Raw genomic sequence first — 12,950 nt, 5'->3', positions numbered from 1 at the left:
GATGGACACACCTACACATTCGAAGCCGGACCACGGCGGTCACCTCGACGCTGTGATCGTGGGGGCGGGCTTCTCCGGGCTTTACATGCTCTATCGTCTGAGGCAACTGGGCTTCACGGCACGAATCGTGGAGCGAGCCGACGACGTGGGCGGCACCTGGTACTGGAATCGCTATCCCGGTGCGCGGTGCGACATCGAAAGTATCGACTACTCATACTCATTCGACACGGAGTTGACCCGCACCTGGCGGTGGACCGAGCGGTATGCGGCCCAACCTGAGATCCTCGCCTACATCCGGTATGTGGCAGATCGATTCGATCTCCGCCGGGACATCACCTTCAGCACGACGATCGAAACCGCGCAGTGGAGCGAGAGCAGCCACGACTGGACCCTCGGCTTCGACAACGGCCAAACGGTCCGCGCCACCCACTGCATCATGGCGACCGGATGCCTGTCGGTCGCCAAGCAACCCGATTTCCCTGGTCTGCAGCAGTTTTCCGGAGAGTGGTACCACACGGGCCGCTGGCCGCACGAGCCGGTGGACTTCACCGGAAAGACCGTGGCGGTGATCGGCACCGGCTCATCGGGCATCCAGGCGATCCCACGCATTGCCGAGCAAGCGGCGCAGCTCTACGTGCTGCAGCGCACGCCGAACTACAGCATGCCTGCCCACAATCGACCGCTCGGCGACGCGGAATTCGAGGAGGCGATCGCAGGCTTCGCACAGCGACGCCGGATCTGCCAGACCTCCGACGCCGGAATCCCGCATCCACCGCCGACGCAGGCGACGTCCGAGGCCAGTGTGGAACAGCGGCAGCAGCGCTACGAGGAAGGCTGGCAACGAGGGGGGATCAACGCGCTGTCGGCGGCGTTCACCGACTTCTTCGTCGACGAGGACGCCAACCACAGCGCGCAGGAGTTCGCCCGCGGAAAGATCCGGCACCTCGTCGATGACTCGCGCACCGCGGAACTGCTCTCCCCGCAGCATCACATCGGGACCAAACGCACCTGCACCGACATCGGATACTTCGAGACCTACAACCGCGACAACGTCGAACTCATCGATGTCCGGTCAAGCCCCGTCGACGAGATCACCCGCACCGGTGTCCGCCTGACTGATCGCCAGATCGACGTCGACGCCATTGTCTTCGCGATCGGATTCGACGCGATCACCGGCGCTTTGGCCGACATCGAGATCAGGGGAACCGACGGACGGCTCCTCAGCGAGGCGTGGGCCGACGGGCCTCGGACCCTCCTGGGGCTACAGTCCGCCGGCTTCCCGAACCTGTTCATGATCACCGGGCCAGGCAGCCCATCGGTGCTGAGCAACATGCTGGTATCCATCGAACAACATGTCGACTGGATCGCGGATTGTCTGGTCCACCTTCGTGGGCACGGATGCGATCGCATCGAAGCCACGCCCGCGGCCGAGGCCGCGTGGATGGACCACGTTGCCGGAATCGCGGCCGACACGCTGTACCCCAAGGCCAACTCGTGGTACCTCGGCGCCAACATTGCCGGAAAGCCGCGCGTCTTCATGCCCTATGTAGCCGGCTGCGGTCAATACCGTGAGGAATGCGAACAGGTCGCTTCGAATGGCTATGAGGGATTCGAGCTGGGTCACGCCAGCGACGTCGCTGCAGAGGGAGCCCGGGCATGACCAGTACGACCAATTCAGATGCCGCAGAGGTTGTTTCGCGACTGGAGACCCAGGGCGTTACCACCATCGTACTGGGTGGCTGCGATACCCACGGGGTGATGCGTGGGAAGCGCGTTCCGATCGGACACCTGCAGACGGTTCTGACACAAGGGCTTCCGGTCTGCGATGTCTTCTGGGTCCTGCACGTCGACGAATCCGATTTGGTGGCAAGGCCTGCGGGTCACCGCGGATACTTCCCTTCCGAGCGGAACGGCTACCCGGATATCCACGCCGTTCCCGACCTGGCGACCCTGCGGATCGTGCCGTGGCACGCAGACACCGCGCTGCTGCTCTGCGACTGGCACCTTCCCGATGACGCAGGCGCGGTTCCCATCTCGCCGCGAAGCGTGTTGCGCCGCGTCGTCGATCGCGCTCGGGACATCGGCTACGAGTCACTGAGTGCGGTGGAACTCGAGTTCTATCTCCTGCGGGAACAGGCAGGCACATTCCACCACAAGCGGTGCGCAGACCTGGTGCCGCTACAGGAGGCGCCGAGCACGTACGGCGTCGTACTCGGGTCACTTCAAGAGGACATCGGCGCGCTCATCCGCAGTCAGATGCTCGACTACGGACTACCGGTCGAGGCATGTAATCCGGAGACCGGGCCCGGCCAGTTCGAGATCACGCTGAAGTACGGACCCAGTCTGAAGGCGGCCGACGACGCCTTCCTGTTCAAGTCAGCGGTCAAGGAGGTGGCAGCGCAGAACGATCTGCTGGCCACCTTCATGGCGAAGCCACATTCGGACTGGGCGGGCAACAGCTGCCATGTGCACATCAGCCTCCGCGACCACGACGGGCACGGCGTGTTCTTCGATGCGACCCAACCACAGCAGTTGTCGGAGACCATGCGGCACTTCGCCGGTGGCGTTCTGAGCACCATGCGCGAGTTCACCGCGCTGATGGCGCCGACACCCAACTCATACCGGCGTTTCGTGCCCTACTCATGGGCCGGCACGACCGCAACGTGGGGCATCGACAATCGCTCGGTGGGCCTGCGAGTGATCCGTGAGGGCGAGTACGGCACCCGACTGGAGCATCGCCAGCCCGGCGGCGACGCCAATCCCTACATCGCGACCGCCGCCGTTCTAGCGGCCGGGTTGCACGGGTTAGCCAACGCGATCGAACCCGGCGATCTCAGTGACGCCGATGTCTACGGCCTCAGCGAGGACGAGGTTGTCGGCCTTCCGACCACACTCGCCGATGCCATTGATCTGCTGGAGACAAGCGACGTCGCCCGGCACTGGCTCGGTGACGACTTCGTGGCTCACTACGTCGAAATGAAGAGGGCCGAGCTCAATGCCCAGGCGACCGCGGTGACCGATTGGGAAGTCGCCCGTTATCTGGAACCAATGTGAGAACACCGGACCATCGATAGTGGAAGGGAACCAGCCAGCCATGTCCAAACCCGCAGAGCGCGAGGCAACACCGGCACCGGACACCGAAGAGGCCACGCTGCGGCGTGCCAACATCAACTGGAAACAGGTTGCGGTGCTCTCGGTGGCCGGGTGCGGACCCGCATCGGTGATCGCGCTGAACCTTCAGTTCATGGGTCAGTTCGCCGGCGCTGCCCTGGTGCTCGCCTTCGTTCTGGTCTGGCCGGGAATCCTGCTCTTGGTCAACACCTTCGCTGAGTTCTCCAAAAGGCTGCCGACATCCGGTGGGCTCTACACATGGAACTCGAAGGCATGGGGAGTCAACGCGGGATTCGTCTACGGCTGGGTCTTCGTCGGCGCCTACCTCGTCTTCTCCGCAGCCGGTTTCGCGGTGTTCGGCGGGTGGGTCGAGGAATGGCTCAGCAGCCAGTTCGATGTGCAGGTGCCGTGGTGGGTATTCACCTTCGCCGCACTGAGTTACGTCTGCGTGCTGGCGTACCTGGGCATCGCACAGTCACTGCACGCGGCGCTCGGCTTGCTGGGCTTCGAGATGGTGGTTCTGATTGGGCTGGCGCTGTGGATCTTCGTCTCCGGGCCACAGTCGGGTGACACTTTCGGTACCGTCCCGTTCGACATTTCCTCGGCGGCGGGACTGGGCTGGGGCGGGGTGGGGCTGGCGATGACCTACGCGGTGCTCTCCCATGTGGGCATCGAGGAGGGCGCCACACTGGGACTGGAGGTCAAGAACCCCAAGAGCCAGATTCCTCGCGGGTTGTGGGCCGCCGCGGTGGTCGTTCCGATCTTCTACATCGTCATCGCGTACGCCATGGTCTATGGATACGGCATCGACAAGATGGCCGAATTCGGCGAAGACCCCGCGCCACTGCAGACGATCGCCCAATCATATTGGGGCAAAGCCGGACTCGCTGTCGTCGTATTGGCCACCGTCAGCAGCATCCTGGCGTTCAGCCAGACGGCATTCATTGCCGGTGCGCGGGTGCTTTACACGCTCGGGCGGGAACGGGTACTGCCGCACCACCTGGCGAAGGTGTCCGCACGCCAGACTCCGGGCGTCGCGGTCGCGGTGATGGGCGTGCTGTCGATGCTGCTCGGCGTACCGCTGGCCTTCTTAGTGGGCCCGTTCAATGTGTGGGGGTACTTCGGGTTCCTCATCTCCATCGCGTTCCTGGTGTCCTACATATTCACGAATCTCGGCATGGTCCGCTACATGCGGCGCATCGGGGAGTTCAAGCTCTTCCGCCACGGCGTGCTCGGCGTCCTGGGCTCGCTCGTCTTCCTATACCCGCTGTACAAGACAGTGTGGCCGTTGCAGGACGGCATCTACGGCGCACTGCCGTTCGTGTACCTCGGATGGGTCGTGATCGGCATTGCGCTTCTCCTGTACACCCTGCGCAAGCGTCCGGAGGTGATGGAGCGCGTCGGTACGTCGCTGGCCGATGGCGACGACTCCATTCCCGAAACGCGCTAGTCGTCGAAGAGCATTCTGGCGATGCGCTCGACGGTGTCGATGGGGTCGCCCGCGGTGTCGATTGCGCCGTTGAGCCACAGCAGTGCGAACCCGTGCACCATCGACCACGCGGCGAGCGCGGCACCCTCGGGGTCGGCCTTGGCCTTGGCGTCGCCCAGCGTGCCGACACCGCGATTGAGTTCATCCGCCGCGGCGGCCTCCGCCTCGACGAGTCCGGGATCGGTGTCGTCGTACAGCGACCTGTCGAACATCACCGCGTAGTGGCCGGGGTGGTCGAGCGCGAACCGGACGTAGGCCTTGGCGGCGTCGATGAAATCCGGCGCGGCCGCAGCTAGCGCGGCGGCCAGCAGTCGGTAGCCCTCGGCCGCCAGCGCGGTGAACAGGCCGCGGCGGTCGCCGAAGTGGTGCGCCGGTGCCGCGTGCGAGACGCCGGCCGCGCGGGCGAGTTCGCGCAGCGAGATGCCGTCCGCTCCGCGTTGGGCCACCAGTACGGCCGCCTCGGCCAGGATGGCGGCCCGCAGATCGCCGTGGTGGTAGGTCTCCTTGCTCACGTTCGTGATCGTAGCCGGGAATCTTGACAGCGGATAGATCGCTGATACGGTTATCTTGCCACTGTCTAGATTAGGAGTGCCACCATGGCCGTGTTCCTCGCACTGGTGCTCGGAAGCCTCGCGGCTCGTGTCGTCGGATGGCTGGGGGTCGACTACGTCGACGGATGGCCACAGGCCATCGCCGTCGGCCTCGCCGTGATGTTCGCGATGACGGGCGGCGCGCACTTCGCGCCGGGGATGCGACGCGACATGATCGCCATCGTCCCGCCACGAATGCCAGCGCCCGCCTTGCTGGTGAGCATCACCGGCGTGCTCGAACTGCTCGGCGCCGCAGGGTTGCTCTACCCGCCCACACGAGTGGCCGCGGCAGCGTGCCTGTTCGTCCTGATGCTCATCATGTTCCCCGCCAACGTCTATGCGGCCCGGATACCCAACCCACCCAAGTCGATGAAGTCGCGACTAGACCTGAGAACCGCGGAAGAGGTGGTCTATCTCGCCGCCGCCGTGGTGGTCGCCGTCGGCAGTGGCTAGCAACCACGCGTACTGGAACGCCGCCTCCCGCCACCGTTCGTAGCGTCCACTGATCCCACCGTGCCCGGCGGTCATCTCGGTCTTCAGCAGGACACGGGGTGCGTCCTTGGCCGGGTCCAGCTGCGCGTGCCGCAGTGCCGCAACCCATTTCGCCGGCTCGGTGTAGTAGACCCGGGTGTCGTTGAGCGACGTCATCGCCAGAATGGCCGGGTACTGCTTGGCCTCGACGTTCTCATACGGCGTGTAGGACTTCATGTACCGGTAGACGTCCTCGTTCGCGAGCGGGTTACCCCACTCGTCCCACTCGGTCACGGTCAGCGGCAGCGAGGGATCCAGGATCGTGGTCAAGGCGTCCACGAACGGCACCTGCGCCAGGATTCCGGCGAACATCTCGGGTGCCATGTTCGCCACCGCACCCATCAACAGACCGCCCGCGCTGCCACCGAGCGCGACCAGGTTCTCCTGGCGTGTCACCCCGGTGTCGACGAGATGCCTTGCCACCGCGATGAAGTCGGTGAAGGTGTTCTTCTTCTCCAACAACTTGCCGTGCTCGTACCACGGCCTGCCCAGTTCGCCACCCCCGCGCACGTGCGCGATGACGAAGGCCATACCGCGATCCAACAGCGACAGCCGCGCGATGGAGAACCGGGGATCCTCGCAGGACTCGTAGGCGCCGTAGCCGTAGATCAGCGTCGGCGCCGGGAACTGCAGCCCGGCACGGTGAATGATCGAGACCGGGATGCGCGCCCCGTCGGGGGCGATCGCCCAGTCCCGCCGCTCGACGTACTCGTCGGGGCGGTAGTCGCCAAGCACGGGCTGCTCGCGCAGCAGGATTCGCTCGCCCGACGCCAGATCGATGTCGTACACGCGCAGGGGCACCACGAACGAGGTGGTGGCCACTCGCAAGCGCGGTGCCGACCAGTTCGGGTTGCCCGCCAACCCCGACGAGGTCAACTCCGTATCGAACTCGATCTCCGCGGGGTGACCGTAGTTGCCGTCGGCATAGATGGGCCACAACTGAGTCCGCGGCAGCGCCTCGCTGCGGTAGCTCACCACGAGCAGGCCGTCGAAGGCGTCGACCCCGTCGAGCCTGACGTCCTCCCGGTGCTCGATGAGCGTGCGGAACGCGGTGGGATCGTTGACCGGCGCCTCGACGAGGGTGAAGTTCTCGGCGCCGTCGTTGTGCAGGATCAGGAAGCGGTCCTCGCCACCGACCACGGCGTGCTCGACGGAGTACTCGACCAGTTCGCGCCGCGGCAGCACCGAGGTGAACGTGGCCTCCGGGTCGGCGGCATCACCGTAGAGCACCTCGGTGGTGACCGAGCTACCCGCGGCGATGAAGAGGTACTTGTCACTGCGCGTGCGGCCGACGGCCACCCAGAACCGCTCGTCGGGTTCGTGGTAGACCTTCTCGGCGGGCAGGCCCGCGCCGATGCGGTGACGCCAGATGGTGTCGGGCCGCCATGCATCGTCGACCGTGACGTAGTAGATCGTGCGATGGTCCGCGGCCCAGGTGGCACCGGCTCCGATGCCCACGATGGAGTCCTCGTAGAGCTCACCGGTCCGTAAGTCCTTGAACTTCAACGTGTAGCGCTCGTCGCCGACCACGTCGACCGAGTACGCCAGGGTGTGACCGTCGACGCTCACCGTCGCCGCACCCATGGAGAAGAAGGAGTGTCCCTCGGCTTCGACGTTCTCGTCGAGCAGTATCACCTCACCCGGAACCTCGGTGTGCTCGTCGAACTGCGGCGGCGTCCAGTCGTCGGGATCGGTTAGCGGGCAACGGCAGTGCACGCTGTACTGCTTGCCCTCGAAGGAGCGCCCGTAGTACCACCAGTCACCGCGACGGGTTGGCACGGAGAGGTCGGTCTCCTTGGTGCGGGCCTTGATCTCGTCGAAGATCTGTTGCCGCAACGGCTCGAGATGATCGGTCTGCGTCTCGGTGTAGGCGTTCTCCGCCTCGAGGTAGGCGATGACATCGGGGTTCGACTTGTCGCGCAGCCACTCGTAGGGGTCGATGAAGACGTCGCCGTGATGCTCGCGTCGGTGGTCGACACGCTTGGCTGCCGGCGGTGTACTCGTCATTCGTTTCCGATCCAATCCGCGAACTTGAGCCCCGAAATACGTTCGTAGGCTTCGATGTAACGATTTCTGGTGGCGGCCACGACGTCTGACGGCAGTGGTGGTGGCGGCACCTCTGCGCCGCGATCCCACCCGGAGTCTCCGCTGGTGAGCCAGTTCCGGACGAACTGCTTGTCGAAGCTGGGCTGCACGACACCCGCCTGATAGGTGTCAGCCGGCCAGTAGCGGGACGAGTCGGGGGTGAAGACCTCGTCGGCCAGCACCAGATTTCCGTCGGCATCGACGCCGAACTCGAACTTGGTGTCGGCGAGGATGATCCCCCGGCTCAGCGCGTGCTCGGCCGCCTTGTTGTAGATCGCCAGGGTGGCGTCGCGCAGTTGGCCGGCACGTTCGGCACCGACCAGCGCGATGACGTCGTCGAACGTGATGTTCTCGTCGTGCAGTCCCAGCTCGGCCTTGGACGCCGGGGTGAACAGGGGCTGGGCGAACTTGCTGGCCTCGGTGAGCCCCTCGGGCAGCTGGATACCGCACACCGAGCCGGTCTTGCGGTAGTCGATGAGTCCCGATCCGGTCAGGTAGCCGCGAGCCACGCACTCCACCTGGATCATGTCGAGCTGGCGCACCACCAGCGCGCGGCCGAGGACCTCGGCGGGGATCCGCGCGTCATCGGGCGGGCCTGCCAGGTGGTTGGGCACGTCGAGGAGGTCGAAGAAGAAGACGCTCATCGCGGTTAGGACGCGGCCCTTGTCGGGAATCGCGCTGTCCAGGACGTAGTCGAATGCCGAGATGCGGTCCGACGCGACGAACAGCAGATGCTGGTCGTCGATGCGATACAACTCGCGAACCTTGCCGCTGGCCAAATGCTGGTAGTCCGACAGAGCTGGGCGCATTGGGCAAGCCTATCGGCCCGGCTGTGTTGGGATCGATCCATGAGTTCCAAGTACGTCCCCTACGCGACCACACCCGCCCGGCTGCTGCGCCAACTGGTCAGCGATCTGGTTGTACTCGTCTGGACCGTCATATGGATCACCGTCGGCCTGGCGGTGCACACCGCGGTGTCGACGATCGCCGAGGTCGGCAGGCAGGTCGAGGACGGCGCCACCGGCGTGGCGGGCAACCTCAACTCGGCGGGCGACAACGCGGACAACTTCCCGCTGGTGGGCGACTCCCTGGCCAAACCCCTGCGCGCCGCCAGTGAGGCCGCCCTCGACATCGCCGGGGCCGGGCAGAACCTCGACACCACGGCGACCTGGCTGGCCGTGGTGCTGGCCCTCGCCGTCGCGGCGCCACCGATCCTGTTCATCGCGATGCCCTGGCTGTTCCTGCGGATCAGGTTCTTCCGTCGCAAGTGGACGGCGATCACACTGGCCTCGACCCCGGCCGGTGAGCAGTTGTTGGCGCTGCGGGCACTGGCGAATCGGCCGTTGGCCAGGCTCGCCGAGGTCAGCATCGACCCGGTGGGCGCCTGGCGGCGCGATGACGCCGTCGCCGTCCGTGGCCTGGCCAACCTGGAGCTGCGCTCGGCAGGCATCGCCCGCCGCCGCCCCTAACCCCAACAGCGATTTGTGCGCGCGCAGCCGCGGTGAGCGCGGCCAAGCGCACACAATCCGCCCACGATGGAACCGTTGAAGCCCGGCTCGCGTCGATCTACATGTGCTCGACGACCTGCTGCGCCGCCACGACGGCGTGATCACGTCCTCACAAGCCGAGACGGCCGGCCTGAGTCAGGATGCAATCGATCGCCGCGTTCGGTCCGGTCATTGGCGACGATGCTCGCGAGGTGTCTACTTCGCCGCCGATCGACCCTTCACGGACGCCGCGCGCCTACGTGCCGCCGTCTGGAGCTACGGCGGGCAGGCAGCGGCGAGCGGCCTGGCGGCGGCGTGGTGGTTCGACATCACCAAGTTCGCCCCAGACGTCATCGAAGTCACCGTGCCCAAGCGCAGTCATGGTCGTTGCCACGACGGGACTCGGGTTCGGCGCCGCGATCTGGCACCGACCGACGTGGTGGAGTGCCGCGGTGTACGAATGACGGCCCTACCACTCACGGCGCTCGAGGCATCAGTGCGGCGAGGCGGTGGCGTGAAATTGATGGATACAGCGCTACAGCGGCACACCGATCTGCCCACGCTGTGGACGGCACACCTCCGGAACAAGGGACGGCACGGCTCGCCAGCCGCACGGCGACTCCTTCAAGCCGCGGATGGCGGCGCCCGGTCACACGCGGAGCGTGTGTTGACCCGACTCTTGAAGGACGCCGGCATCACCGGCTGGAAGGCGAACCAATGGATCGCCGGCTACGAGGTCGATGTCGTCTTCGAGTCCGAGAAGGTCGCCATCGAGGCCGACGGATTCGCCTTCCACATCGACTCGGTGGTATTTCAGCGCGACCGCATCAAGCAGAACGCCATAGCGCTGGCCGGCTATCAGGTACTTCGATTCACGTGGTTGGACCTCGTCGAGTACCCGGACCGCGTCATCGCGACTGTCCTACGCGCGACTTCGGCGCGCTAACCGTCGGCAGGCGAACGGAAACGCGCCGAAATCGCATGGGTTACCGCAGTTCGACCACCATGTGCCGGATTCCGGTGTGCCGGTTGCTGCGCGTCCACTCGACGGGCGCCACCAACTCCGCCGACGAGAACCGGCTCAACAGCTCCTCGAACAGCACCCGCAGCTCCAGGCGAGCAAGGTTGGCGCCCAGGCAGTAGTGCACGCCCTGACCGAATCCCAGATGCGGGTTGGGCTTTCGCGTCACATCGAACACGTCGGCGTCGACGAACACCGCGGAGTCGCGGTTCGCCGAACCCTCCCAGATCTGCACCTTCTGCCCGGCCTTGATTGCACAGCCACCCAGCTGCACATCCCGCGTGGCTGTGCGGCGCTTGGACGGTGACGGTGACGTCCACCGCACCATCTCCTCGATGGCCCCGGGCAGCAGCTCCACGTCGTCACGCAGAAGCGCCATCTGGGCGGGGTTCTCGATCAACGCCAGCAGCCCGCCGGCCACCGAGTTGCGAGTGGTCTCCGCGCCTGCGCTGAACAGCAGGCTGAAGAACAGGTACAGCTCCAGATCCGACAGTCCGCCGCCGTCGTCCACGGCCGCGTTGGCCACGATGGACAGCATGTCGTCGGTCGGTGCCGCACGCTTGGCCGCAATCAGCTCCTGACCGTAGGAGTACATCCGCGAACCGGCCTCCTCGACCGACAGCCGGGACACCTCCGCGGTGCGCGAACCGCCAAAGTCGAACTGCGGCTCGATGGCCTCGAACAGCCAATGTCGTTCGGACTCCGGCACTCCCAACAGGATGCAGATCATCTGCATCGGCAGTTCGGCGGCCACGTCGACGAGGAAATCAAAGGGCTGGCACGGCACAACAGAATCCAGCAGCCGCCGGGCGCGCGAGCGCAGGTCATCGGACACCCGCCGAATCATCCGCGGGGTCAGACCGGAGCTGACCAGCCGACGGATCTGCGAGTGCCGCGGGTCGTCCATCATGTTGAGCACCTGGCCCGCTATGGACAGGTCCTGCAGAAGCGTCCCGCCGAACGGCCGGTCCCCGCCCGTCACCGACGAGTACGTCTCCGGGTCCCGCAACACCGCAAGGGTTTCGGCGTGGGTGGCCACCGACCAGAAGCCCTCGCCGTCGGGGGTGTGCTCGGTGGGCTCGTGCCAGTACACGGGCGCCTCGCTGCGATGCCGTGCGAACAGATCGTGCGGGAATCCCGACGCGAAGTTGTCCAGGTCGGTGAAGTCGACCTCAGCCAGCGCGGCGCCCATCGTCACAAGATGTCGCCCGAGGTGTAGCTGGCCGCCTCCGGATACCGGCGGACCAGATCGTCGACGGCGGCGACCACGGCGTCGACCTGCGCGCCGGCGGCACCGCTGAACGCCGCCCGGTCGGCCAGCGCGGCGTCGAGCGCCGCGCGGTCCAGCGGAAGCCGCGGGTCGGCTGCCAGGCGGTCGAGCAGATCCGGCTCAGACCCCTTCTCGCGCATCGCCAACGCGACGGCGACCGCGTGTTCCTTGATCACCTCATGGGCGGTCTCACGCCCGACCCCGGCACGCACCGCGGCGATGAGGATCCGGGTGGTGGCCAGGAACGGCAGGTACCGGTCGAGTTCGCGCTGGATCACCGCCGGATAGGCGCCGAACTCGTCGAGCACCGTCAGGAAGGTCTCGATCTGCCCGTCGACGGCGAAGAACGCATCGGGTAGCGCCACGCGACGCACCACCGAGCAGAAGACGTCGCCCTCGTTCCACTGCGCGCCAGCGAGTTCGGCCGCCATCGAGCCGTAGCCGCGCAGTATCACCTGCAGACCGTTCACGCGCTCGCACGAGCGGGTGTTCATCTTGTGCGGCATCGCCGAGGAACCGACCTGCCCGGCCGCGAATCCCTCGGTGACCAGTTCGTGGCCGGCCATCAGCCGGATCGTGTGCGCCATCGATGACAGCCCCGCACCGAACTGCACCAGCGCGGACACCACGTCGTGGTCGAGTGAACGCGGGTAGATCTGGCCGACGCTGGTGAAAACCACGTTGAAGCCCAGGAATTCGGCGATGCGACGCTCCAGCTCGGCAAGCCGCTCGGTGTCGCCGTCGAACAGGTCGAGCATGTCCTGCGCGGTGCCCATCGGGCCCTTGATACCGCGCAGCGGGTAGCGGTTGATCAGTTCAGAGAGCCGGATCAGCGCCAGCATCGTCTCCTCGGCCGCCGAGGCGAACCGCTTGCCCAACGTGGTGGCCTGTGCGGCGACGTTGTGGCTGCGGCCGGCCATGACGACGTCGCGGTAGAGCACCGCCCGTTCGGCGAGCCGGGCGACCACCGCGACGCCGTGGGCGTGCACGAGTTCCAGCGAGCGCCGGATCTGCAGCTGCTCGACGTTCTCGGTCAGATCGCGGCTCGTCATGCCCTTGTGCACGTGCTCGTGACCGGCCAGCGCGTTGAACTCCTCGATACGCGCCTTCACGTCGTGCCTGGTCACGCGCTCACGGGCGGCGATCGAGCCGAGGTCGACGTCGTCGATCACCCGTTCGTAGTCCTCGACCACACCGTCGGGCACCGATACGCCCAGCTCAGCCTGCGCGCGCAGCACCGCCAACCAGAGGCGCCGCTCGGCCACAATCTTGGCCTCGGGCGACCAGATTGCCGTCATCTGATCGCTGGCGTACCTGTTGGCCAAGACATTCGGAATCGTCACGAAAGCACAGCTTACGTTCCGAG

At 66.0% G+C, this 12,950-nt stretch carries 11 protein-coding genes; 6 read left to right on the top strand and 5 right to left on the bottom strand.

Annotation, left to right across the window (positions count from 1 at the left end; translation table 11 throughout):
- Position 1: 1 nt before the first annotated feature.
- The 3 genes from ACZY0X_RS07025 to ACZY0X_RS07015 are packed head-to-tail and all read left to right on the top strand — an operon-like array spanning position 2 to position 4,561.
- Positions 2-1,660: a flavin-containing monooxygenase gene (locus ACZY0X_RS07025; RefSeq protein WP_463768930.1), complete on the top strand. Its 1,659-nt coding sequence runs from the start codon at positions 2-4 to the stop codon at positions 1,658-1,660.
- Positions 1,657-3,054 carry a glutamine synthetase family protein gene (locus ACZY0X_RS07020; protein ID WP_463768929.1) on the top strand — a complete coding sequence of 466 codons (1,398 nt, stop codon included), beginning with the start codon at positions 1,657-1,659 and terminating at the stop codon, positions 3,052-3,054. Before ACZY0X_RS07025 ends, ACZY0X_RS07020 begins: the two co-directional genes overlap by 4 nt.
- Positions 3,055-3,094: 40 nt before the next feature.
- Positions 3,095-4,561 carry an APC family permease gene (locus ACZY0X_RS07015; RefSeq protein ID WP_463768928.1) on the top strand — a complete coding sequence of 489 codons (1,467 nt, stop codon included), beginning with the start codon at positions 3,095-3,097 and terminating at the stop codon, positions 4,559-4,561.
- Here ACZY0X_RS07015 and ACZY0X_RS07010 read toward each other — a convergent pair.
- Complete coding sequence (locus ACZY0X_RS07010; protein ID WP_463768927.1) at positions 4,558-5,112, bottom strand: TetR/AcrR family transcriptional regulator; 555 nt, start codon at positions 5,110-5,112, stop codon at positions 4,558-4,560. The genes ACZY0X_RS07015 and ACZY0X_RS07010 overlap by 4 nt on opposite strands.
- Positions 5,113-5,196: 84 nt before the next feature.
- On the opposite strand from ACZY0X_RS07010, the gene ACZY0X_RS07005 reads away from it, so the two are divergent.
- The gene (locus tag ACZY0X_RS07005; RefSeq protein ID WP_463768926.1) at positions 5,197-5,643 is read left to right on the top strand and encodes a DoxX family protein; all 447 of its coding nucleotides are present in this window, start codon (positions 5,197-5,199) and stop codon (positions 5,641-5,643) included.
- Here ACZY0X_RS07005 and ACZY0X_RS07000 read toward each other — a convergent pair.
- Both ACZY0X_RS07000 and ACZY0X_RS06995 read right to left on the bottom strand, forming a co-directional pair.
- Positions 5,572-7,728: a S9 family peptidase gene (locus tag ACZY0X_RS07000; protein ID WP_463768925.1), complete on the bottom strand. Its 2,157-nt coding sequence runs from the start codon at positions 7,726-7,728 to the stop codon at positions 5,572-5,574. The genes ACZY0X_RS07005 and ACZY0X_RS07000 overlap by 72 nt on opposite strands.
- On the bottom strand, positions 7,725-8,615 hold the full coding sequence (locus ACZY0X_RS06995; RefSeq protein WP_463768924.1) for a phosphoribosylaminoimidazolesuccinocarboxamide synthase: 891 nt from the start codon (positions 8,613-8,615) through the stop codon (positions 7,725-7,727). Before ACZY0X_RS06995 ends, ACZY0X_RS07000 begins: the two co-directional genes overlap by 4 nt.
- A gap of 39 nt (positions 8,616-8,654) precedes the next feature.
- Between ACZY0X_RS06995 and ACZY0X_RS06990 the strand changes: the two genes are divergently transcribed.
- Both ACZY0X_RS06990 and ACZY0X_RS06985 read left to right on the top strand, forming a co-directional pair.
- Entirely contained in the window at positions 8,655-9,275 is a 621-nt protein-coding gene (locus ACZY0X_RS06990; RefSeq protein WP_463768923.1) for a hypothetical protein, read from the top strand.
- 103 nt (positions 9,276-9,378) lie between these two features.
- Entirely contained in the window at positions 9,379-10,239 is an 861-nt protein-coding gene (locus tag ACZY0X_RS06985) for a type IV toxin-antitoxin system AbiEi family antitoxin domain-containing protein (protein ID WP_463768922.1), read from the top strand.
- Between the two features lie 40 nt (positions 10,240-10,279).
- Here ACZY0X_RS06985 and ACZY0X_RS06980 read toward each other — a convergent pair whose 3' ends face one another.
- Together ACZY0X_RS06980 and purB are read right to left on the bottom strand one after the other, a co-directional pair.
- Positions 10,280-11,506: a cytochrome P450 gene (locus ACZY0X_RS06980; RefSeq protein ID WP_463768921.1), complete on the bottom strand. Its 1,227-nt coding sequence runs from the start codon at positions 11,504-11,506 to the stop codon at positions 10,280-10,282.
- Positions 11,507-11,508: 2 nt separating this feature from the next.
- Positions 11,509-12,927: an adenylosuccinate lyase gene (gene purB / locus ACZY0X_RS06975; protein WP_463768920.1), complete on the bottom strand. Its 1,419-nt coding sequence runs from the start codon at positions 12,925-12,927 to the stop codon at positions 11,509-11,511.
- Positions 12,928-12,950: the final 23 nt, after the last annotated feature.

Source organism: Mycobacterium sp. IDUB_39 (assembly GCF_055419205.1).
This window is presented reverse-complemented; position numbering and strand designations above follow the sequence as displayed.